The sequence below is a fragment of the Streptomyces sp. 378 genome, from assembly GCF_030124145.1.
Classification (GTDB): domain Bacteria; phylum Actinomycetota; class Actinomycetes; order Streptomycetales; family Streptomycetaceae; genus Streptomyces.
Window position 1 is genome coordinate 190,287 of record NZ_JASKMS010000011.1, and the last position, 21,657, is coordinate 211,943.

The 21,657-nt window shown below is 70.1% G+C and carries 20 protein-coding genes; 19 read left to right on the top strand and 1 reads right to left on the bottom strand.

The window, feature by feature from the left end:
• Positions 1-185: 185 nt before the first annotated feature.
• The 19 genes from QNO09_RS17745 to fxlM (QNO09_RS17830) all read left to right on the top strand — a co-directional run bounded on the left by QNO09_RS17745 (position 186) and on the right by fxlM (QNO09_RS17830) (position 19,992).
• A complete protein-coding gene (locus tag QNO09_RS17745) occupies positions 186-581 on the top strand; it encodes a DUF6415 family natural product biosynthesis protein (RefSeq protein WP_283971159.1) in 396 nt (131 codons plus the stop codon).
• A gap of 232 nt (positions 582-813) precedes the next feature.
• Complete coding sequence (locus tag QNO09_RS17750) at positions 814-2,709, top strand: glycoside hydrolase family 15 protein (RefSeq protein ID WP_283971160.1); 1,896 nt, start codon at positions 814-816, stop codon at positions 2,707-2,709.
• 27 nt (positions 2,710-2,736) lie between these two features.
• Entirely contained in the window at positions 2,737-4,251 is a 1,515-nt protein-coding gene (locus QNO09_RS17755; protein WP_283971161.1) for a sensor histidine kinase, read from the top strand.
• 67 nt (positions 4,252-4,318) lie between these two features.
• Positions 4,319-4,834 carry a roadblock/LC7 domain-containing protein gene (locus QNO09_RS17760; RefSeq protein WP_283971162.1) on the top strand — a complete coding sequence of 172 codons (516 nt, stop codon included), beginning with the start codon at positions 4,319-4,321 and terminating at the stop codon, positions 4,832-4,834.
• Positions 4,831-5,238 (top strand): DUF742 domain-containing protein, encoded by a 408-nt coding sequence (locus QNO09_RS17765; RefSeq protein ID WP_283971163.1) that lies wholly within the window; start codon positions 4,831-4,833, stop codon positions 5,236-5,238. The genes QNO09_RS17760 and QNO09_RS17765 overlap by 4 nt, the downstream gene beginning before the upstream one ends.
• 55 nt (positions 5,239-5,293) lie before the next feature.
• Positions 5,294-5,881, top strand: a complete 588-nt coding sequence (locus QNO09_RS17770; RefSeq protein WP_283971208.1) for a GTP-binding protein — start codon at positions 5,294-5,296, stop codon at positions 5,879-5,881.
• A complete protein-coding gene (locus QNO09_RS17775; protein ID WP_283971164.1) occupies positions 5,881-6,522 on the top strand; it encodes a GAF domain-containing protein in 642 nt (213 codons plus the stop codon). The genes QNO09_RS17770 and QNO09_RS17775 overlap by 1 nt, the downstream gene beginning before the upstream one ends.
• A gap of 86 nt (positions 6,523-6,608) precedes the next feature.
• A complete protein-coding gene (locus tag QNO09_RS17780; RefSeq protein ID WP_283971165.1) occupies positions 6,609-7,862 on the top strand; it encodes an acyl-CoA dehydrogenase family protein in 1,254 nt (417 codons plus the stop codon).
• A gap of 128 nt (positions 7,863-7,990) precedes the next feature.
• The gene (locus tag QNO09_RS17785) at positions 7,991-8,473 is read left to right on the top strand and encodes a LuxR C-terminal-related transcriptional regulator (protein WP_283971166.1); all 483 of its coding nucleotides are present in this window, start codon (positions 7,991-7,993) and stop codon (positions 8,471-8,473) included.
• Positions 8,474-8,532: 59 nt separating this feature from the next.
• On the top strand, positions 8,533-9,114 hold the full coding sequence (locus tag QNO09_RS17790; RefSeq protein ID WP_283971167.1) for a hypothetical protein: 582 nt from the start codon (positions 8,533-8,535) through the stop codon (positions 9,112-9,114).
• The gene (locus QNO09_RS17795; RefSeq protein ID WP_283971168.1) at positions 9,111-9,686 is read left to right on the top strand and encodes a DUF6624 domain-containing protein; all 576 of its coding nucleotides are present in this window, start codon (positions 9,111-9,113) and stop codon (positions 9,684-9,686) included. Before QNO09_RS17790 ends, QNO09_RS17795 begins: the two co-directional genes overlap by 4 nt.
• Before the next feature lie 74 nt (positions 9,687-9,760).
• The gene (locus QNO09_RS17800; RefSeq protein ID WP_283971169.1) at positions 9,761-10,228 is read left to right on the top strand and encodes a DUF6082 family protein; all 468 of its coding nucleotides are present in this window, start codon (positions 9,761-9,763) and stop codon (positions 10,226-10,228) included.
• A 164-nt stretch (positions 10,229-10,392) separates the two neighbouring features.
• A complete protein-coding gene (locus QNO09_RS39975) occupies positions 10,393-10,602 on the top strand; it encodes an FxLD family lanthipeptide (protein ID WP_502962311.1) in 210 nt (69 codons plus the stop codon).
• Between the two features lie 106 nt (positions 10,603-10,708).
• Positions 10,709-10,840, top strand: coding sequence for an FxLD family lanthipeptide (locus QNO09_RS17805; protein WP_283971170.1), 132 nt, complete (start codon positions 10,709-10,711; stop codon positions 10,838-10,840).
• A gap of 88 nt (positions 10,841-10,928) precedes the next feature.
• On the top strand, positions 10,929-14,027 hold the full coding sequence (locus tag QNO09_RS17810; RefSeq protein WP_283971171.1) for a lantibiotic dehydratase: 3,099 nt from the start codon (positions 10,929-10,931) through the stop codon (positions 14,025-14,027).
• Complete coding sequence (locus tag QNO09_RS17815) at positions 14,014-15,273, top strand: lanthionine synthetase C family protein (protein ID WP_283971172.1); 1,260 nt, start codon at positions 14,014-14,016, stop codon at positions 15,271-15,273. Before QNO09_RS17810 ends, QNO09_RS17815 begins: the two co-directional genes overlap by 14 nt.
• 18 nt (positions 15,274-15,291) lie before the next feature.
• A complete protein-coding gene (gene fxlM, locus QNO09_RS17820; RefSeq protein WP_283971173.1) occupies positions 15,292-17,382 on the top strand; it encodes a methyltransferase, FxLD system in 2,091 nt (696 codons plus the stop codon).
• Between the two features lies 1 nt (position 17,383).
• A complete protein-coding gene (locus QNO09_RS17825; protein ID WP_283971174.1) occupies positions 17,384-18,484 on the top strand; it encodes a hypothetical protein in 1,101 nt (366 codons plus the stop codon).
• Between the two features lie 281 nt (positions 18,485-18,765).
• A complete protein-coding gene (gene fxlM, locus QNO09_RS17830; RefSeq protein ID WP_283971175.1) occupies positions 18,766-19,992 on the top strand; it encodes a methyltransferase, FxLD system in 1,227 nt (408 codons plus the stop codon).
• 1,388 nt (positions 19,993-21,380) lie between these two features.
• Here the strand turns inward: fxlM (QNO09_RS17830) and QNO09_RS17835 are convergent.
• The gene (locus QNO09_RS17835; protein ID WP_283971176.1) at positions 21,381-21,647 is read right to left on the bottom strand and encodes a GlsB/YeaQ/YmgE family stress response membrane protein; all 267 of its coding nucleotides are present in this window, start codon (positions 21,645-21,647) and stop codon (positions 21,381-21,383) included.
• Positions 21,648-21,657: the final 10 nt, after the last annotated feature.

Sequence of the window (21,657 nt, forward strand, 5' to 3'; positions counted from 1 at the left end):
AGATCACTCACTTCGCACGCCAGCCGTCGATGCCAACCGGCGATTTCGGCTCACTTTGGCTTGATCCCAACAGGAGTTGTGTCATGCGCCTTTCGCTGGTCCCTCGCGGAGGAGACATCCAGAGCGTGGGCGGGAGCGGAGAGCGAGGGTCCGTCACCGTGAAGCGGGCGCCGCAGCGTGATCACGTGGTGACCGCGTCGGAGACGGTGACGCTCGTGCTGGGCGAGGATTCACCGCTACCCGAGAGCGCTGCTGATGTGGAGAACCTCGTTCGCCGTCTGCGCGGTCACGTTGCCCAGTTGGGCGCACGAACCGCTTCGGGCACCCCCGTCCTGCTGCGCGCGCAGCGGCTCTCCTCGGACAGCGTCCCCGAGGGCTACATGCCCAGCCGGGTGTACCTGGTCGAGCTCGCCGAAGCGACGCAGGAACCCGTCACGCATGTGGAGCGCGGCGATCCCGGGTCGATGCGCCCGGAGCGCAGGCGGCGTTCGTGGAAGCCCCGGATCAACATGCTGCGCGGGGCGGTTTTCGCAGTCGCCCTCGCCTGTTTGGTCTGGGCCGCTTCGGTGCCACGGACGTGACAGTAACCGAGGTCGTCGTCATCGGGCTGATTCTCGGGCCGATGGCCTGGCTGGTCCTCCGCGGCGAGCGCACAGCCAGTCCTGTCGCGGCCGACGAGGACTCCCCGCCGACCCTGAACGACCCGACCTCACCCCGGTGTGACCACAGGTGCCCCTCCTTCTCAGTGTTCCCGGCCGCCGTAGCGGCCCCCGATACCCCCCGGCCTGCGGGGTCAATGGAGATTCACAAGCGATGGAACGTCTTCCGCGTATCGAGCAGTACGGCCTGATCGGCGACATGCAGACCAGTGCCCACGTCTGCGACGACGGTTCGATCGACTGGCTGTGCCTGCCCCGCTTCGACTCGCCGGCCGTTTTCGCCGGCCTGCTCGGGACACAGAAACACGGCACCTGGCAGATCGCTCCGGCCTCGCCGCCTCCTGGCCGGTCCGGCTCCGAAGCGGAAGCCAAACGCCGGTACTGCGGTGACTCACTCGTCCTCGAATCGGTGTGGCGCATCCCGACCGGTTCGGTCCGCGTCCTGGATTTCATGCCGCCACGCGACGGGGCACCTCAGGTGATCCGGATCGTAGAGGGTCTCACCGGCGAAGTGCCGATGATCTCGGCCATGCGTCCGCGGCCGGGATACGGCAGCGTCAGCCCGTGGATCCACGAGGTCGGGGGCCGCATGGTCGCGGAGGCCGGCGCGGACGCTCTGTGGCTCGACACCTGCGTCCAGCAGGTGGAGAAGGAAGGTGCCATCGTCAGCGCCTTCGCCGTCGCCGCCGGTCAGAGCGTGGCTTTCGCGCTCAGTTGGTGCCCATCCCATGCAGCCGCGCCTGACGTTCCCGACCCGGAGGTCGCGCTCACCGAGACACTCAGCTTCTGGCAGGACTGGACGCAGGAATGCACCTACGACGGGCCTTACCGCGAGCCCGTGGTTCGTTCCTCGATTGCGCTGAAGGCGATGACGTACGGGCCGAGCGGCGGGATCGTCGCGGCGCCGACCACGTCGCTGCCCGAGGAGATCGGCGGCGGACGGAACTGGGACTACCGCTTCACCTGGTTACGTGACGCCTCCACGACGCTCGCCGCGCTGCTGGGGACCGGGTACCGGCAGGAGGCGCAGGCATGGCGGCGATGGCTCTTGCGTGCCGTGGCCGGCGACCCGGAGAACCTGCAGATCATGTACGGAATTACCGGGGAGCGCGATATGCGGGAACGGGAGCTGGCCTGGCTTCCCGGGTACGAGGGCTCAACCCCGGTGCGGGTCGGAAACGGAGCGGCGAACCAGCTCCAGCTCGACGTGTACGGCGAGGTGATCGAGACGCTGTACTTCGCGCACGAGAGCGGTGTCGCCCACTGCGCCGACACCGCGGTCCTGCACCAGCGGCTCGTCGAGCACCTGGCGCAGCGCTGGCAGGAGCCTGACGAGGGGATCTGGGAGATCCGCGGGGCACGCCGGCACTTCGTCCACTCCAAGGTGATGGCCTGGGTCGCGGTCGACCGCACCATCCGCCTGGCGGAAGTCGGTGCCCTCGACGTGGACCTGCCCCCCTTGGTCGAGTTGCGGGCCACGATCCACCATGAGGTCTGCACCAAGGGCTTCGACCCGGCGCGCAACACCTTCACCCAGTCCTACGGCTCCCAGGACCTGGACGCCGCCACGCTGCTCATCCCCTGCGTCGGCTTCCTGCCGCCGCACGACCCGCGCGTCATCGGCACCGTGGATGCGGTACGTCGTGAACTCTCCACACCGGACGGGCTCGTGTACCGGTACCCGACTCGCGGCGAGCGCACCGGAGTGGACGGCCTGGCGGGCGATGAGGGCGCCTTCCTCCTGTGCAGTTTCTGGCTCGTCGACGGTCTGGCCCTGACCGGCCGCCTCGACGAAGCCCGCTGCCTCTTCGAGCGCCTCCTGGCGTTGCGCAACGACCTCGGGCTCCTGGCGGAGGAGTACGACCCCGTCCAGCAGCGCCAGCTCGGCAACTTCCCGCAGGCGTTCAGCCACATGGGCCTGATCCAGAGCGCCCTGCTCCTTCAGTCCCTGACGGCGGGACCCTCCCGCCACGGCGCGGTCGCGGTTCCGGCGCCCCGCTCGACCTTCCGCAGCATGCGCCAAAGCGCCGCAGACCTGACGCACGCATAGCAACCCCACCCCCTGACGAGGATTCCCATGCCTGACAGCGCCTTCCCGGCACGGCCGGCCTCTACCGGCCACCGCAGACGGCGGCCCCCGGTCGACGCGAACACGCAGCACCTCGCCCGCCGCGCGGTAGCACTGCCCCTGGTGCTCCTTGCCGCGCTGCTGGTCGCCGCGTTCGCTCTCGGTTCGGTGTCCGCAGTAGGCCCCGGCTGGGTCCTGGCCGGCCTGGTCTGCGCACTGGCGGGGGTCGCCGTGGTGGCGGCACGCTCAGCGCGCACCGTCGCCGGCGCCGTGCAGTCGGCCGTGGAGGATTCCCAGGCTGCGGCGCTGAAAGCGGTCACAGGGGCAGCGGCGGCCGTCGAGAAGTCGGTGCTGTGGTCGGCGGACGAGCTGTGTCGCGGAAAACGTCCACCGTTGCCAGACCCGCAGACCGCGCAGTCGCCCACTCCGATCGCCGGGATCGGCAACTCGCTGAGTGCCCTCCAGGCGCAGGCCATCGCGTCGCTGATCCGCGTGCACGACGAGTCCCAGTCGGTCGTCCTCCTGGAAGTGCTTCGCCGCCTGGCCATGCGCGAGCACGCCCTGGTCAGCAAGGCACTTGAGGCACTGAGCCGGCTGGAGATGCTGACCGACGACCCGGAGCTGCTGGCCAAGATCTTCGAGATCGATCACCTCGTGACGCGGATGCGCCGTCAGGTCGAGAGCACGGCGGTGCTGGGCGGGCAGTCCCTGCGCAGCGTGCGCCGGCCCGTTCCTGTCACGACGGCGCTGCGCGGCGCCGTCTCCGAGGTCGTGCAGTATCCACGGGTGGCCGTCGCGGCCGGGTCCGTGGGCGCCGAGCTGGGTCTGCCCGGCCATGTGGGTCCGGACCTGACGCACCTGCTGGCCGAGCTGATCGAGAACGCCTGCGAGTGCTCCGATCCGGCGACGCGGGTGATGGTGCGGGCGCAGCGGGTGCCACACGGGCTGGCCATCGAGGTCGAGGATCGAGCCATCCCCATGCACCCGCAGACGCGGGCACAGATGAACCATCTGCTCAAAGCCCCGGACGAGGTCGACGTCAGCGGCCAAGTCCGGGCCGGACAGCTCGGCTTGCTGGTCGCCGCGAAGATCGCACAGTCGCACGGACTGTCCGTCCTCCTGCAGGAGAACGTGACGGGGGGCACCACTGCCCTGGTCGTCATACCCGCACGGCTCCTGGTAGCGATTCCATCGGTTGAGAATGCGAGCGCACTGCCGCCCGAGGAGGCTCGCGTCTCCGGGCGGCAACCGCAGCAGGTGGCCGCGGCTCCTGCCGCCCCGGGGGTGGGCCAGGTCGCACGCCCCGGCGCCGCTGGGGCGCCGACCACAGCGGGCCATTCGGCCGACGCGCCCGCTCTGCCCACGCGCACACGCCGGACCGAACCTTTCCGTCCACCACACGAGCGGGAGCAAGCCCCCATGTCCGCGGCAACGCCCGGGCTCGCAGCCGCCTTCCGCAACGGCCTCCAGGCCGGCGGCACCGCCAGTCCCCTTCCCGCCTCAACAGAACACCCCACCCCCTGACCCGTCCTTCCGCGTTCCCGGTGGCCCGGTACACCCACTGGCCCTTCCCCCTACTGGAGCGATCTCCATGAGCACCCACCCCGCGATGAACAACGTGACCGACGGCACGCCCGCATCCACCACGACGACAAGCGGACAGCGGGACAGCATGGTCTGGCTGCTGCATCAGTTCGCCTCCGAGACGCCGGGCGTCACGCACGCCGTCCTGCTCTCGCGCGACGGACTGCGGCTGCTGGACAGTGACGTCGACAAGGACTGGGCGGACGAACTGTCGGCCGCGCTCAGCGGAGTGGCCTCCCTCGCGGCGAACATCACCGGCCCCAGCCACAAGAAGAGGCCGGCCCAGCAGGTCATCATCGAGCGAGACGACTGCCTGTTCTTCGTCCAGAGCGCCGGGCGCAGCGCAGCCTTCGACAACCACCCCGGTGCCGAACGCGGTGAGGTGGACACGATCCTCGCCGTCATCGCTACCCGGGACTCCGACGCGGGCACCGTCGGCTTCGAGATGGGTCGGCTCGTGGCGAAGTTCGCCCCTTACATGGTGATCCCCGTCCGTGTCGGCACGGGCGGAGAGGTGCGGTGACCGCATACGGCCGCGCGGCCGAGGAGTCGGCGTTCGTGCGGACCTACACCCTCACGCGCGGGCGCACCAAGCCGCGGCACCTGCTCGCTCTGGAAACCGTGTTGGAGGCGGGACCGGGAAGGCCCGGCCCGGCTCAGGCCGAGGAGTGTGGCGAGATCCTCGCGCTGTGCCGGGAGCGCCGACGGCCGGTGGTCGAACTGGCGGGCCGCCTCGGCCGGCCCGTGACCGCCGTCAAGATCCTCGTCTCCGACCTCTTGGACGCCGACGCTCTCGTCGTCCCCCTGCCCCAGTCCTATGCCGATACGGGCGAGGAATCCGGTCCGTCTCCCCAACTGCTGGCAGCCCTTTCCGTGGGCTTGAAGAGGAAGTGGCCTAATGCCGTCGCCTACCCCCAGGCCGGATGACCCGGCCGCGGTGCCGCGTAATTCGCCGCACCCGCGTGCCGGCGCCGCGCCGACCGTGCTGAAGGTCGTGATCGCCGGGGGCTTCGGTGCGGGCAAGACCACCGCCGTGGGCGCCGTCAGTGAGATCACGCCGCTGAGCACGGAGGAGTACCTGACCGAGGCGAGCGCAGACGTGGACAGCCTGGCGGGCATCGAGGCGAAGCAGACCACCACCGTCGCCTTCGACTTCGGCCGCCTGAGCCTGCCCGACGCGCCCGTGCCCCTGGAGCTGTTTCTGTTCGGCACGCCCGGCCAGGACCGGTTCGTCGACCTCTGGTACGACCTCTCCCGCGGAGCCGTCGGCGCGGTCGTCCTGGTCGACACCCGCCGTCTGGAGAGCAGCTTCACCCCCATCAGCTTCTTCGAAGACATCGGTCTGCCCTTCGTCGTCGCCGTCAACCAGTTCGACGGGGCGCACCGCTACCACCCCGAGCAGGTCCGCACCGCCCTCGAACTACCCGCCTCCGTACCGGTGGTCACCTGCGACGCCCGCAACTCGGACCACGTCGCCGGCGTTCTGCTGGCCCTCGTCGACCACGCCGTGAACAACGCCGCCACCAGCCGCGCTGGTCACGCCCCATCCACCACCCTTCAGGACGCCTGATGTCACAGCACCCCAGCGACCCCTACCGCACGCCGCAGGCCACCCCGCCCGCACGGTCCTTGCCGCGACGCGACGCGCGGGACGCCATCCGCGGCCCGTTCACCCCGCCCGCCGCCGCCCCCACCAGCCAGCCGCCCCAGCAGTCGCTGGAGCTGGCGCAGCGTTACGAGCTGCTCAACCGCTTGGGTGTGCCCCCGGTGGCCAACGAGGACTTCGACGACCTGGCCCGCGACATGGCCACACAGGCCGGGTTTCTGTACGGGTTCGTCAATCTGTTCCTGCAGGAGCAGACCTTCGTCGGGCTGCACCAGCCGCCGGCGGACAGCGGGTACGTCATCGTCGGCCGCACCATGAGCCGCGACCACGGCTGGTGCCCGGAGGTCATCGCCCGCAAGAAGGCCCTGCCACTGCACGACGTGCACGCCAGCCCTCGCTTCAGCGGCAACGCGGTCGTCGACGCGGTCGGGATCCGCTCCTACTTCGGCGCACCGCTCATCCACGACAGCGGCACCGTGCTGGGCACGGTGTGCGTCATCGACCCCGAGAAGCGGCCCCTGAACGAGGCCCGCCGTCTGCGGGACATCGTCATCAACGCCAGTGCACAGGTGATGGACCACATCACCCGCGCCCCCGTCCGCTAAGCCGTTCCACCACCCCCACCCGGGAGCCGCAGGCGATCCCCGGCCGCTCCACTGTGCGACCTTCCCCCAGGGAGAGGGAGACGACCATGCCCGCCACACCCACCGCTCCGCCACCGGCGCTGCGTCCCTACCTCACTGCCCGCCACGAACTGCTGTGGGACGAGGCGGACGCCTTCGCGGAAGAGCACATCGCGCCGCGTGCTGCACGTATGGAGGCCGCTCCGGGCAGGGTGGAGCGCAAGGTCGCCGATCTGATGGCCGCACGCGGCTGGTTCGCCGTCACCGTCCCGGCCGCCTTCGGCGGTCTTGGCGCCGGCCATGTGGCCAAGACGGTCCTGGTCCACCGCGTCGCCTGCATGTCGGCGGCTGCCGCGGCCATCCTGCAGGCCACCCTCATCCCCGTCGGCGCCCTGCTGCACTTCGCCACCTATGAGCAGAAGGGCTACTGGCTGCCCCGCGTCGCAGACGGTTCCCTGCTGCTGTCGATCGCCGTGACCGAACCGCAAGCCGGCGGACACATCGGCGGCATCGAAACCACCGCCGAACGCGCCGGCAACCAGTGGGTGCTCACCGGCAGCAAGATCCACATCGGCAACAGCCACCTCGCCGGAGCCCACCTCGTCATCGCCCGCACCGCCGAAGCGGGCGTGAGCACCTCTCAGGCACTGACCGCGTTCATGGTCGAAGCCGACCGACCCGGGCTCTCCGTCTCCGACCACCGCCCCGGCCTCGGCCTGCACGGCTTCTCCGCCGGCCGCCTCGACCTCGACCACGTCCGCGTCCCCGAGGACCACCAGGTCGGAGAGATCGGCCAAGGGCTGGCCGTCGCCCAGAGCAGCAGCATCCTCTACGGCCGACCCAACCTGGCCGCAGTCAGCCTCGGCATCCACGAAGCGGTCGTGGACACCACCACTACTCGTCTCAAGACCCGTCCCCGCTACCGAGGCACCCTGTCCGACCTGCCCGTACTGAGGGACCGCATCGGCGGCATGGAGGCACGCCTGCGCGCCGGACGAATCCTGGCCTACCAGTCCGTGCACCTCCTCGACCAGGGCCTGCCCTGCGACGCCGACCTGATCAACGCCAAGTACCTCGGCCACCAGTGGGCCATGCAGTCCACCCAGGACGCCATGGAACTGCACGGCGCCCACGCCCTCGACCGCGACTACGTCCTCCAACGCCTGTGGCGCGACATCCAGCACACCTACCCACCGGCCGGAACCGGCGAAGTCCAGCGCATACGCCTCGCCGACGCCGCCTTCGACGAGGACCACATCCAGTGGTCCGAACGCCTCGCCGCCGAAGCCGCCTGGGCACGACCCGACCCCACCGCCGCATAAGCCCCCGTGCGCGGCACCCCGTGAATCCCAACCGCCGCGCACGGGCCCGTGCCGCCGGCCCCCGTCCCCCGCGGGGACCGGCGGCACCTCCCCCAGTGACCGTCCATCCCAGCCGAGAAAGAGACACCGTGACCCCGCCCGTAACGACCAGCGCACCGATCACACCCCTGACGCCGACCCTGCAGCGCGTCGCCCAGCACCTCGCCAACGGCCTCACGCCCCAAGAGATCGCCACGCAGACCGGACTGTCACCCGTGACCGTCCGCCTGTACATCCACGACATCCGTGAGAGCCTCCACTGCCCGCCCCGCTGCAAGCCCCCAGTGATCGTGCACCGCCTGTTCGCAGTTCAGCAGGTGGCCCCTCCCACGGCGGACCAGCCGGCGCCACAGCTCAACCCGGAGCAGCTGCTGCTGCTTCGAGCCGTCGCTGAGCACAGCGGCGCCCGCGACATCGCCGTCGCCGCCAACCTCGCCCCCGCCGACCTGCGCGCCGCGCTCGACCAGCTCCTCGCTGACACAGGCGCACAGGACACCACCCAGCTGGTGATCCTGGCGCACGGCTGGAACCTGCTGACGGCCGAGCCGACGCGGAGCGGAGCGGGCCAGTGAACCGGCCCCCGGCCGCCGGGGGAAAACGGCTGACTGCGGCACCGTTCAACCCGGCGCCCGTGGCCGCCGTATACGAGGTGCGCACGTTACGCACGGACGCCGAGCGTGAGGAGGCCGCCGCCCTCGTCCAGGACCGCCAGCGCTGGCTCGTCCTTCGCGGTCTTCCGGTGCCCGCTCAAGCCGACGTCCCGGCCCTCTTCCGCGACCCGCAGACGAAGCCGGCAGGGCTGTTTGAGGACGGGAAACTGCTGGCCTGCATGATCCCCGAGCACGGCCCGGGCCTCGGCTGGGGCGAGGGCCCCTGCCTCTTCCTCGGCTGCGTCCACACTCTGCCCGGCCAGCCCGACGACATCACCCGGCTGGTCACCCTGTGGGCGTCCGACTTCGCCGCCCGGCAGGGCCTCCCCGTCGTACGGGCCGAGGCCCTGGCCCGCCATCCTCTGGACGCCGACCCCATCGCCGCTCTTCTGCGTCGGCTCACCGACATGGGCTGGAGCATCCAGGGTTCCGGCACAGGACGAGAGGGTGACCGAGTCGCCCGCCTCGAACTCGCCGCCGAGCACCGGTCCGGGCTGAGCACCCTCATCGGCTGCCGCGTCCACGCGCCTGAGACGACCCCGGAAGATCGGGGCAGCGCGTGACGACCGCCGCACCACAGCGACCCGACCTCGCCCGCGAGCTGATCGCCCGAGCGGAGGCGTCGGCCGCGCACCGGGCCCAACACATGCGCAATCAGCTCGATGCCATCGAACTCGGACAGGGCCGTCACGCCGATCACGCCAACGCCAAGGTGCTGCGCCGCATCCTGGCCGATCACGACTGGCCCGGCCATCGTCTCGTCGGTCCCGACGGGGCCCGCGCCGCCTGGAGTATCGCCCTGCACAGCGACGACGACCCGGCCTTCCAGCGCGCCGCCACCACTTTGCTGGGACGTGCGGTCCAGGCCGGCGACGCGCTGGTCCAGCACTGGGCGCACCTGCACGACCGCGCCCTCATCACCAGCGGGCGCGACCAGGAGTACGGCACCCAGCTCCTGCTGAGCGCCGACGGCATCGAGCTGTGCCCCCTGAGCGCGCCGGCGTCTGTCGACGCGCGCAGGGCCACCGTGGGTCTGCCGCCGATTGCTGTCGCTCTCCAGGCGGTGCGTCGCCGCTACACGCTGGACAGCTCCGCCGACGAAGCCCCGACCGTCGTCCTCACGGGGGCCGCGTGAACAAGCGGAACCCCGGGTTCTCCACCAGTCGGCCTCCAGGCCGCAACTCTTCCCTGCGAAAGGATCGTTGACCGATGAAGCTCACCACAGCCGTCCTCGCTGCCGGTGCTGCCCTCTCCCTCACCACCGCCGTGGTCGGAGCCACCCGGCTCAGGCAGGACGCGCGACACCAGGCCGAGCGCAACGAGGCGTTCCTCACCCGCAACCAGCTCGACTGGTTGGCGCAGATGTCCACCAACCCCGACCTCGCCCAGCTCTGGACACCCGAGGACATGGACGTCAAGGAGTACATGCAGCTGCTCAAGGCCAACCAGCTCATCTGCATCCTCAGCGTTCGCGACCGCCTCGGCTTCGTCCGTGACGGACAACTCCCTTTCTACGCCGCGAAGCTGATGGAGAGCGACGTCTGCCGGCGCTACTGGAAGCGGTTCGGCGGCCTCCGAGCCGAGGAGGCCGAGGGCGACGAGCAGGCCGAGCACTTCACCCGGGTGCTCGACCAGGCCGCGAGGAAGCACTCGCAGGTCCAGCCCACAGCAGTCTGACGGGCGCTCCTCGGGCACGGCACCTTTCAGGCTCCGTGTCCGTCACCGACTCCTCTTGCGGACACCGACTTCCGTGTCTGAAGAGGTGGCCGAGGACAGCTCGACCGGCGTAGCCACACAGCTACCGTCCGGCGGGCTTAACCGGCCGCACAGCAACACCTCGAATCGAACAGTTCCGCCCCACTGACCAGGAGGATTCCCATGACTCCCAGGGTGACCGACCAGCGCGCGCCACCCCGGCCTCTGCCGCGCAGGACCCGTTCAACCTCGACATCAGCGTCACCGAGTCCGGCGGCACCGTCGAGGCCGGTATCGCCTCCGACGGTGGCTGCGGCTCGACGTGCGGCACCGTCTGCGTTTCCAGCGGCTCCTGACCGCACCAGACCACCGGCACGGCGCCTACGGCGTGCCGGCGCCGCCCTCGCGGCACACACCCCGCGGCTCGATGGGAGCCGCACTCAACGATGGAGGAAGCAACACGTGGAGCACGACGAGTTCGACCTCGACATCAGCGTCCTGGAGTCCGGCGACGGCTCCGCCTCGGTGATCAACCTGACGGACGACGGCTGCAAGCCGAGCTGCAAGGGGTCCTGCGCCACCAACGTGGCGTGACCCCAAGCACGCCGAAGTGCCAGCCCGCGCGGTCTTCCGCCGCGCGGGCTGGCACCCCCGACACTCCACGAACCAGGGAAGGTGCTGCGTGGACACCAGGAAGGTCGGACCGCTGTACCGGTGCGCGGACACAGCGCTCGTGCGCGCCGCCCGCTACTCAAGGCTGCCGTTCCCCGTGTGGCCGGCCCTCGCCGACGCCACTCCGGCCCGAGAGATTCGGTGGCAGGCGTGGCTGCGCGACATCTGGTCGATGACCGAGGTCGCCGACACCATTGAGCAGGCCAGCCCTCTGCTCGCGCGGCAGGTCGAGAGCCTGTGCTCAACGGCTCGACCTGAAACACGTCAGCTACGCCGCACTGTGGTGTCCGTCATGCGGTACGTGCTGCGGATGACGGGCCGGGCGACGCCCAACGGACTGTTCGCCGGCGTCGCTCCTGCCTCCTTCGGAGCGCGGCTGGGATGGACCTGGGGCGAAGGGCACCGCGCCGTGGTCCGTGCCGATGGCGACTGGATCGCTGACCAGATCGCCCGCCTGGAAGCAAACCCCGAACTCCTTCGGCACCTGAACGTGATGGCCAACAACACCGCCTACGTACGCGGCGACCGGCTGATCGTGCCCTATCCGCCCCGCTCACGCCGCACCGAGGACAGCCCTGCGGCGGAAGTGTCCCTCCGGTACACCGACGCCGTACGTATCGCCGTCGACGCCGCCGCCTCGCCCGTCCCCGTCCATGCGGTCGTCGAACTGATGAGCACCGAGTTCCCCGACGTTCCCGCTGACCGGGTGGAAGGGCTCGTCAGCAGCCTGGTCGAACGCGGTGTGCTCATCAGCAGCCTGCACGCGCCCTCTGCCACCCTCGATGCCCTGGACCACCTGGTCGACCAGGCCGAAGCCGCCGACGCGCCATCGGCCGCGGACCTCGTGGCCGACCTGCGGGCGGTCCGCGACGCCATCGTCCAGCACAACCAGGTCCTGGCCCCGGTGGACGGCCAGCGCCTGCGTACCGCCTTACGTCAGAAGATGACCGCCTTGAGTACCGTCAAGGCTCAGCCGCTCACGCTGGACCTGCGCATGGACTGCTCCCTCACTCTGCCCCCACAGGTTGCCCGCGAGGCGGAGCAGGCCGCCACGGTGCTGGCCCGGCTGAGTGCGTACCCCTTCGGCACTCCGGCGTGGAAGGACTTCCACAACCGGTTCTTCGAGCGGTACGGCATCAACTCGCTCGTCCCGGTCCGGGACCTGGTGGACCCGGACGTCGGCCTCGGGTTCCCGGTCGGATACCGCGGTGCGGAACCTGAACAGGGTGAGGCCCTGACCTCCCGTGAACAGCGGCTGCTCTCCCTCGCCCAGGCGGCCGTCCTCGACGGCCGCGAGGAGATCAGCCTGGACGAGGACTTGATCCGCACATTGACGGTCGGAGACCGAGGCGCCCCGCAAGTACCGGCCCACACGGAGCTGCGCTTCCAAATCCGTGCCACTTCGCAAGAGGCTCTGGAGAGTGGAGACTTCGTCCTTCACGGCATCACCCCTTCCCGCGGGATCGGCACCACGATCGGCCGCAGCCTGGGGCTGCTCGCACCAGACGATCAGGCCCGCGTGGCCGTCATGCTGGAGGAGCTGCCGGTCAACGCGACCGGCGCGGTGCCCACGCAGGTCTCCTTCGCCCCACTCGACCGGGGCGACACCAACGTCACCCGCGTTGCCGAACTCCTGCCGGCCGTCATCAGCCTGGCGGAGCACCGTGAGGTGGATGCGCGCACGATCACGCTCGACGACCTCGCCGTGGGCTGCGACCGCCGCAGGCTCTACCTCGTCTCCCTCTCCCGGGCGTGCCTACTGGACCCCATGACGCTGCACGCGCTGGACCTGCGAGGCCACACGCCGCCGCTCGCGCGCTTCCTCACCGAGATCAGCCGTTCCCAGACCGCTGTCCTGACCATGTTCCCTTGGGCGTCCGCCACCGCCCTGCCGTACCTGCCGCGTGTGCGCTACGGCCGCGCGATCCTCTCTCCGGCGCGGTGGCGACTGGACCGGTCGGAGCTGCCCGACCGCCGCGCCTCCTGGGAGGAGTGGCACAAGGCGGCCGACGGGTGGCGCGCACGCCGCCGAGTTCCGGACGAAGTCGCGCTGGCCGAGGGCGACCAGCTCCTGCCGCTGGACCTCTCCGAGCGCGCGCACCTCACGCTGCTGCGCGCCCACCTGGACACCCATGAATCGGCGATCTTGACTGAAGCGGAATTCGACGGAGGCTGGTTCGACGGACGGGCCCACGAGATCATCGCCCCGATGACGGCCGTCCGCCCGCCGAAGTGGCCGGCCGTCCCTCCCGTCACCGCCGACCAGCTCGTCACCCGCGACCACGGTCACCTTCCGGGCACCGCCTCCTGGCTGCTGGTCAAGCTGTACGGGCACTTCGAACGGCAGCCCGAGATCCTTGCCGCCCATCTTCCCGCGCTGCTCGGCCAGTGGGACGAGCCGCCGACCTGGTGGTACATGCGCTACCGCGACCCTCGCTGGCACCTGCGGCTGCGCATCGCGGTCCCCAGCGAGCAGGACTTCGCGGTCACCGCGCAGCGCGTGAGTGCCTGGGCGAACGGACTGCGCCGTACCGGGCTCCTCACCGACATGCAGTTCGCGACCTCCTACCCGGAGACCGGCCGGTGGGGCCCCGGGCCGCTGATGAGCCTGGCCGAGGACGTCTTCGCCGCTGACTCCCGAGCCCTGGCCGTTCAGTTCGCCCAGAGCACCCGTCCGCACCGACAGGTACTCGCCGCCGCGAACTTCGTCTCCGTCGCTGCCGCCTTCACCGGCAGCACCGCGGCCGGCATGGACTGGCTGATCGCCCACGGCCGGATCACCGACCCGCGCCCGATGGACCGGACCGTGCGCGGTCAGGCGGTGCGCCTGGCCGATCCGGCCGACGGCTGGGCGGCCCTGCGCGCGGCTCCCGGCGGCGCGGCCATCGCCAGCGCCTGGAGCGAGCGCGACGCGGCCCTGGCCCGCTACCGGCACAAGCTGGACGCGTCCGGCGGCATAGGCCCGGACCTCGTTCTCGACTCGTTGCTGCACGCCCACCACATCCGCGCCGTCGGCATCGACAAGGACGACGAGCGGATGTGCGTGCGGCTGGCCCACGCCGCCGCGATGGCCTGGACTCACCGAGGAGATCACCATGAACCTGCGTGAAAGCGCGCGGGCCGCCGCCGACACGATCGCCGAGCGGCTCGCCTCGCCGCAGGACGTACGGGGGCTGCATCACCGCCAGGGCTGGTGGCCGCAGTCGCTCGCGCACGGCGCGGCTGGTGTCGCGCTGCTGCACATCGAGCGGGCCCGCACCGACCAGGGGCCGTGGCAACGCGCCCACGACTGGCTCGCCTGCGCCGCAGCCGAACCCGCCGTCGGCGGACCGGACAGCCACCTCTACTACGGGGCGCCCGCGCTCGCCTTCGCCCTGCACGCCGCCGCCGACCGTCCCGGACGCTACGCCCGCGCCCTGGACACCCTCGACCGGTACATCACGGCGGCGATCCGGGACCGGCTCGCGGACGCCCATGCACGCATGGACCGCGGCGAGATGCCCGCACTGGCGGAGTTCGACGCGATCCGCGGCCTGAGCGGGATGGGCGGTCTCTTGCTGCGCCGCGACGTCCATACCGACGTCCTCCGCGAGATTCTGACCTACCTGGTCCGCCTGACCGAGCCGGTCAAGCACGACGGGGAACTCCTGCCCGGCTGGTGGAGCCACCTCGCCCCCTCCGGCACGACCTCCCCGGACTATCCGGAAGGGCACGCCAACAACGGCGTCGCCCACGGAATCGGCGGCCCCCTCGCCGTGCTCTCCCTCGCAGCCCGCCGCAGCGTCACCGTCGACGGCCACCTCGACGCGATCACCCGCATCCTGGCCTGGCTCGACCACTGGCAGCAAGACGGCCCCGCCGGCCCGTGGTGGCCGTACTGGATCACCCGCGAGCAGCTACGCTCCGGCACGACCGGCCCCGGACCCTCCCGGCCGTCCTGGTGCTACGGCACCGCCGGATTCGCCCGCGCACAGCAGCTCGCCGCCCTCGCTCTCAAGGCCCCGGCGCGCCAACACGCCGCCGAATTCGCCCTCCTGCGCGCCATGACCGACCCCGGACAACTCGACGCGACCGTGGACGTCTCCCTGTGCCACGGCTTCGCGGGTCTGGCGCACATCACGCAACTCGCTGCCGACGACGCCCGCACTCCCGGCCTCACCGAATGCCTGCCCCGGCTCCTGGCCCCGATCACCGACACCCCGCCCGGCACCCTGGCGGACTCCCTGATCAACCCTCCCGGCGGCGGCGACATCGGGCTCCTCGAAGGTGCCGCTGGCACCGCCCTCGCCCTGCACTCCTTCCACACCGGAACGCCGTCCGCGTCCGGGTGGGACACCTGCTTCCTGACCAACTAGACGAAGAGAAGAGGAAACATGGCTGCGGACGAATGGCCGCAACGCCTCATCCGGTTCACCGATTGGAGCCGCGCGGAGGCCACCGCCGTGGAGCATCTGCTCCCGGTGCTGACCGCCCAGGAATCGGAACTGGCCCAGTGGTCCTTCCTGCGGAAGTACCCCTGGTGGCGGCTGCGGTACCGGGCCGCAGGCCCGGACTCGGCGAAGGCCCTGGACGCTGCCCTGGACGAGCTGGTCGACGCCGGCGTCCTCGCCTCCTGGACGGCCGGCATCTACGAACCTGAGGAAGCCGCCTTCGGCGGACCGGCTGCCATGAGAATCGCGCACACCCTGTTCCACTACGACAGCCGTCACCTGCTGGATGAGGCAGCCCGCCAGCAGGCAGTCAGCGGCCCCCAGCTCGGCCGCCGCGAGCTGGCGGTCCTCCTGCTCAGCGTGGCGATGCGCGCGGCGGGACTCGACTGGTACGAGCAGGGCGACGTCTGGGCGAAGATCGCGGCCGAGCGCCCCGGCGACGAGGTCCGTAGTCCGCAACGGCACCGGGCCGCTGTCCACCGGTTGATGACCGTCGACGTCAGCACCACCAGCCGCAGCGTCACCCAGGGCCGACTCGCGCCGCTGGCCGAATGGATAGCCACCTTCGAGTGGTTCGGCCAGCAGCTCGCAGACCTCAACCGCCAGGGCCGCCTGGAACGAGGGCTGCGGGCCGTGATCGCCCACCACGGCATCTTCCACTTCAACCGCCTGGGCCTCCCCGCGGAGGACCAGCACACCTTGTCAACACTCGCGAAAGAGGTAGTCATGGGAACGAGCGACAACGCCGCGTCCACCCGAGCTGAGGGGGCGCCGGGCACTACGGTCAACGGGGTGAACAGTGACACCATCGAAGCCCCTTCCGCCGACCGTCTGCGCGCCCAGTTGATCGACCATCTGGTCGAGACCGGGTGCGTGCGCACGCTTCGGGTGGAGGAGGCCATGCGGACCGTACCCCGCCACCTCTTCGTCCCGAACGCCCCCCTGGAGAAGGCGTACGGCAACGCACCCGTGGACACGAAGTTCGACGGATCCGGGCGCTCCATCAGCTGCGCCTCCCAGCCCGACATCGTCGCCATGATGCTGGAACAGCTCGACGTCGAGCCCGGCCAGAAGATCCTGGAGCTGGGGGCCGGCACCGGCTTCAACGCCGGACTCCTCGGCTACCTCGTCGGCGAGACGGGACACGTCACCACGATCGACGTGGACGAGGACATCGTGGCCGGAGCGCGCGGCGGACTGGCCGCCGCCGACATCCACAACGTGGAAGTGATCCTCGGAGACGGAGCAGTCGGCCATGCCCCCAACGCGCCGTACGACCGGATCGAAGCCACCGTCGGCGCCCACGGCGTTCCGCACGCCTGGCTCGACCAGCTCGCCCCCGGCGGACGGCTCCTCACGCCGCTGCGCCTGCGCGGCAGCGTCTCCCGCTCGATCGCCTTCGAGAACCAGGACGGAGCCTGGCGCAGCGTCGGCAGCCAGATGAACACGTTCATGCCTCTGCGCCGCGGGATCGCCGATGACCCGCGCGTTTTCGTTCCCCTGGACCCCGATAACACCGTCACCCTCGTCACCAACGGGGACCAGATGGTCGACGCGGACGCCCTGAGCGACATCTTCCGCCAGCCGCGCGCTGAGGTGTGGACGGACGTCACCTTCCGAGGGCCGGAGTCGGCTGAGTACCTGGAGCTATGGCTCGCCTGCGGCATGCCCAACGGCCTGAGCCGGATGCCCGCAAAGGCCGAGGCCATCGAGAAGGGCCTGGTCACCGCGCCCTACCCGTCCTCGACCGCCGTCTTCGAGGCCGACACGCTCACCTACCTCACCCGGCGCCCGTACGCGAAGAAGGCCCCCGACGGCGCCACCCTGTACGAATTCGGGGTCATCGGCCACGGTCCCGACGCCGAAGCCCTCGCTTCGGACGTCGCCGACCAGATCCGCACCTGGGACCAGGACTTCCGAGCCCTCGACGTCGAGTTCGAGATCCGGCCGCTCGACGCGACCCCGCTCGCGCCGAAGCCCGGCCGCTTCGCCTTCGACAACCCGCTGAACCGCATCGTCATCGAATGGCAGTGACATGGACGTCAGCCAGATAGCGAAGCGGTTCCCGCTCGTTGCCCGGCCACGTCCAGCGTGCCCGCCCCTCGCTGAACGGGTCCGCGAGATCACCGACCTCGCTGCCGCCGCCGAGCGCGACGACAATGTGACCTCCGCAACCGTCGCCCTGAACAAGGCGGCACTGATCGCAAGCGACTGCGGCATGCCGGACCTGGCACGCGCTCTGTGCTGGCGTCACGCCGAGACCGTCCTGCGCGCCCAACCCCTGGGCGCGCAGGAAGCCCGGCACGCCCTAGAGCCCCTGGTCAACCTGGCCCGACTGCGCATCCGCGACGGCGATGGGCCCGGCGCATACGACCTCCTCGACTCCTTGAACCGAGCGGTGAAATCGCAGAACGAAGCGGTCATCGACGGCCGCACCACATCCTTCCGGCACCTCACGACGTCGCCAGCCGACCATCAACAGGTGTGCCAATGGCTGTGGACCGTCCTCCTCGGCGACGGAACCCGTGCCCTTGTCGCAGCGGGTGAATGGGACCGCGCACGGGCACACAGCAAGCAGCACCGGGGCATAGGCCAGCGCCTCTTCGACGGGCGTCAAGTGGAAGTACTCGTCCGTTGCCTCGGCGAGCAACCCAGTGATGCACTGCAGTTCCTGCACGAAAGCACCCTGGTGGAGCCATGGGAGCACTCCGTCGCGGCAGCCCTCACCGTCCTCTGCCACAGGGCAGCCGACGACCAACCGGTTGAGCCGATCGACAAGATGGTGCAGCGCTATTTGGCCCTCGACTGGGCCCCCGAACTTGCCGTCTTCCGCTCCCGTGTGGGACTAGTCGTGCTCGACCTCTCCCCAGAAATCCGACAGGCCGAAGCATTGCACCGCCTCACCTGGGAAGCGACGACGCATCCAGACGGGTACATCGCACGAGACGTCCTGGCCCACCCTGTGTGCCGCGAAGGGCTGAGCCAGGACGAGCGCAGAACACTCTCCGCTGCCGTCGCCTCCGCCGCCCTCGGACGGGGCAACATCCCCGACCCTCTGGCTCAGGCCATTCGGGACGCTTCAACAGTCGCAGCCGATGTCTGGCAACGCCACGCCAGCCGCCGAGCTAACACCTAATCGTCACCGCCACCGAGAAACGAAGCATCGACTTCGCCGGGGTAGCGCTGACCGGCTGTCCCCAACTCGCCCTCGCGCAGTGGGGATCGCGCGGCTGCCGCGTCGACTCTGGCCACCGCCGACCACTTAGAAGGATCACTTCCGGGCGCCATCGCTCCTCGCGCAGCCGCCGGGACGAGCCGCAACTTGACCGTGATTCGCGCCTAGCGCACCAGAAGTACCAGACGTGTCTACCCGCAGTCCGACGCAGCGGACCATAGCCTCCGCGAATGGAGACCACCGTGACAGCCAGAACCGCCCCCACCAACCCGACCAAGGCTCTGGCCCAGCGGCTCGTCGACAGCGGCCACCTGCGCAGCAAGGCCGCTATCCACGCCTTCCGCACCACCGACCGGCACGCCTTCCTGCCCGGCGTCGACCTGGAGAGCGCGTACAAGGAGGACGCGGTCCCGATCAAGCACGACGAGCACGGGGAGATGGTCTCCTGCATCTCCGCTCCGTCCATCGTCGCCACCCAGCTCGAACAGCTCGGCGCCCAGCCCGGCCACAAGGTCCTGGAAGCCGGAGCCGCCACCGGCTACAACGCCGCCCTCCTCGGCAAGATCGTCTCCCCCGGCGGGCAGGTGTGGACCCTCGACGTCGACCAGGACCTCGTCGCCGGCGCGAGCCAGCACCTCGCCGAGGCCGGCGTCGACAACGCCACCGCGGTGATGGCCGACGGCGCGGCCGGGCTGCCCGAGCACGCCCCCTACGACCGAATCATCTTCACCGTCGGCGCCGACGACGTGCCCGTGAAGATCCTCGACCAGCTCGCCCCCGGCGGGCGCCTGGTCCTGCCGATGCGCATCCGCGGCAGCATCTCCCGCTCCTTCGCCTTCGAACGCGACGGCGACACGTGGAAGACCGTCTCCTGCGAGATGGCCACATTCATCCCGCTGCGCAAGGGCGTCTGCGACGACGTGTACACCCTCGTGCCGATGGCCGGCGAGGGCAACGTACGCCTGGAGACGTTCAGCGAGCAGGACGTCGACCGCGATGCCCTGCGCAATGTCCTCGACGAGCAGCAGACCAAGATCTACACCGGGGTCAAGTTCCGGCAGGGATCGGCGTGGGAGTGGCTGTACCTGTACCTGGCCTGCGTGCTGCCCAACGGCCTCTCCCGCCTGCCGGGCCAGCGCCCCGGGTTCACCCCGCACTTCGGGTGGGGCTCCATGGCCGCCCTCGACGGCGGATCGCTCGCATACCTAACCATCAGCGAAGGCGAAGACGAGAAGGGCCGGTACTGGGAGGTCGGCGTGATCGGCCACGGCGAGGCCGGCGCCGACCTCGCCGAACGCGTCGTGAGCGAGATCCGCGCCTGGGACGCCAGCGGCGGCAACGACGCCCCCGAGCCGAGCTTCCGGATGGCCGTCGCGGACTCGCGTGACCGGCTGACGGCGGACGACCCGCGCTTCGTAGTCGACAAGCCCTACAGCCGACTGGTCGTCGACTGGGCACGCAAGAGCTGAGCCGATGATCCCCGCGATAGCCAGTGCGATTGACGCCTCTAGTTGACACATAACACCGACATCTGTCACCAAGATCGTCGACCCCGATACTGGCCGATTTTGCTTCCGACGCTGGGACATCATCGATACTTCCTGGTCACCGACGCTTCCTTCCCTCTGCGGTATGCAGGGCGTGTTCAGCCGCGTCGCGCGAGCCTCGGCCTCGATGCTGCGTCCACGGGCGCGGTGCAGTAGGGCGTTGATGCTGAAGCCAGTGCTGCGGACCGCGGCCGCGGCCGCGGCCGTGACCGGGTGGCCGGTGCGGGCGGTGAGGTCGGCCGCGTAACCGGCCACGGCCTGGTCGGCGCGGGAGCCGGTGAACAGGGGGCCAGGACGCTGCAGTCGGCGCGCCAGGAGGAGGGGGTAGACGTGTACCCGCGGTGGGGCCGGAGAGGAGGCGGCCGGCTGCCGTACTCGGGTTGTGGTCATGGTGTGTCCTTGTCGGACGTGCCGCGCCGAGCAGTGGGCTGGTGGGGGGTCGGGGCCGTCTCGCCGCCGCTGGCGGCACGGGTATCGGTCTCGGTCGACTCCTCGTCGGTGTCGGGGGCTGGTTGCGTGTGACGATCAGCGACCAGGAGATGGAGACGGTGATGGTGACGGTGATGACGCCGAGGATGACGGGGGATGGGGAGCTTGCCGACAGCAGGGCTCGGACAGGGTGAGCTTGACGGTCCCAGGACATGCCGCTCGTCATCGCGACCTGCGCCGACGGGCAGGTCTGTTATGAGCCTGCGGACTTGACCCAGACCGTGCTGGCTGCTGCGGCGCCGCCCGGTCCGCGGTATCGAGCGCTTCCTAGACGCGACGCCCGCCGAGTCAGGGGTATCAAGCCGCCCTTGTCCGTTCCCCGAGAAGATTCCGGGCTTCACCATGGCGCCGTCGTCACCACGTAAGTACACGGTTGGTTCGGTGCTAACGCCGCGCGGACGCGCACTCTTACACCAAGCGCGAGAACGATAACGACGGAAACGGGCATATCAGTTACCACTGAACGCCGCCACCTTCGTCAATCCTGTCCGTAGGAGGAATGCGCCCTCAGCGTGACCACGCTGCACCCCAAGCTCGGCAGCACGATCGTCCGGACAGACGCGGGCGGTGACTCCGGCGCCTCGAGGAACACCGTGTTCAGGTTGACGGTCTTGTTGCCAGCTGACGATGTCGTCAGCGGCTGGCAAGCTCCTCCAACCGCGCAGGCAGACGGTTGCGGACGGCGTCCGCAGAACCTCGGCGGGCGGGCTCTGAGGCTGCTACGTCCACGACTTCATGGAACCTCACCGGGGCAGATCCAGTTGCGGTCATACGTCAAAGCGCCGGACCGCTTCACCGTCCAGGAGACCCCCGGCCGCGCGTCAGTCGCGGGAATTACCGAACAGGAGGCGGTAGGCGATCAGCAGGACCAAAGAGCCGCCGATGGCCGCGCCCCAGGTGGCGAGGTCGAAGAACTGGTTCTGTATGGGCCGGTCGAGGAACTTGGCGGAGAGCCAGCCGCCGGTGAAGGCGCCAGCGATGCCTATGAGGGTGGTGCCGACGAGGCCGCCCGGGTCGCGTCCGGGCAGGAGGATCTTGGCGATGGCTCCGGCGAGAAGTCCGAGGATGATCCAGCTGATGATGCCCATGATGTGACGC

Coding starts and splice junctions, on each gene's coding strand:
- QNO09_RS17750 (WP_283971160.1), top strand. CDS start 814: ATGGAACGTCTTCCGCGTATCGAGCAGTACGGCCTGATCGGCGACATG.
- QNO09_RS17755 (WP_283971161.1), top strand. CDS start 2,737: ATGCCTGACAGCGCCTTCCCGGCACGGCCGGCCTCTACCGGCCACCGC.
- QNO09_RS17760 (WP_283971162.1), top strand. CDS start 4,319: ATGAGCACCCACCCCGCGATGAACAACGTGACCGACGGCACGCCCGCA.
- QNO09_RS17775 (WP_283971164.1), top strand. CDS start 5,881: ATGTCACAGCACCCCAGCGACCCCTACCGCACGCCGCAGGCCACCCCG.
- QNO09_RS17780 (WP_283971165.1), top strand. CDS start 6,609: ATGCCCGCCACACCCACCGCTCCGCCACCGGCGCTGCGTCCCTACCTC.
- QNO09_RS17800 (WP_283971169.1), top strand. CDS start 9,761: ATGAAGCTCACCACAGCCGTCCTCGCTGCCGGTGCTGCCCTCTCCCTC.
- QNO09_RS17815 (WP_283971172.1), top strand. CDS start 14,014: ATGAACCTGCGTGAAAGCGCGCGGGCCGCCGCCGACACGATCGCCGAG.
- fxlM (WP_283971173.1), top strand. CDS start 15,292: ATGGCTGCGGACGAATGGCCGCAACGCCTCATCCGGTTCACCGATTGG.
- QNO09_RS17825 (WP_283971174.1), top strand. CDS start 17,384: ATGGACGTCAGCCAGATAGCGAAGCGGTTCCCGCTCGTTGCCCGGCCA.
- QNO09_RS17835 (WP_283971176.1), bottom strand. CDS start 21,647: ATGGGCATCATCAGCTGGATCATCCTCGGACTTCTCGCCGGAGCCATC.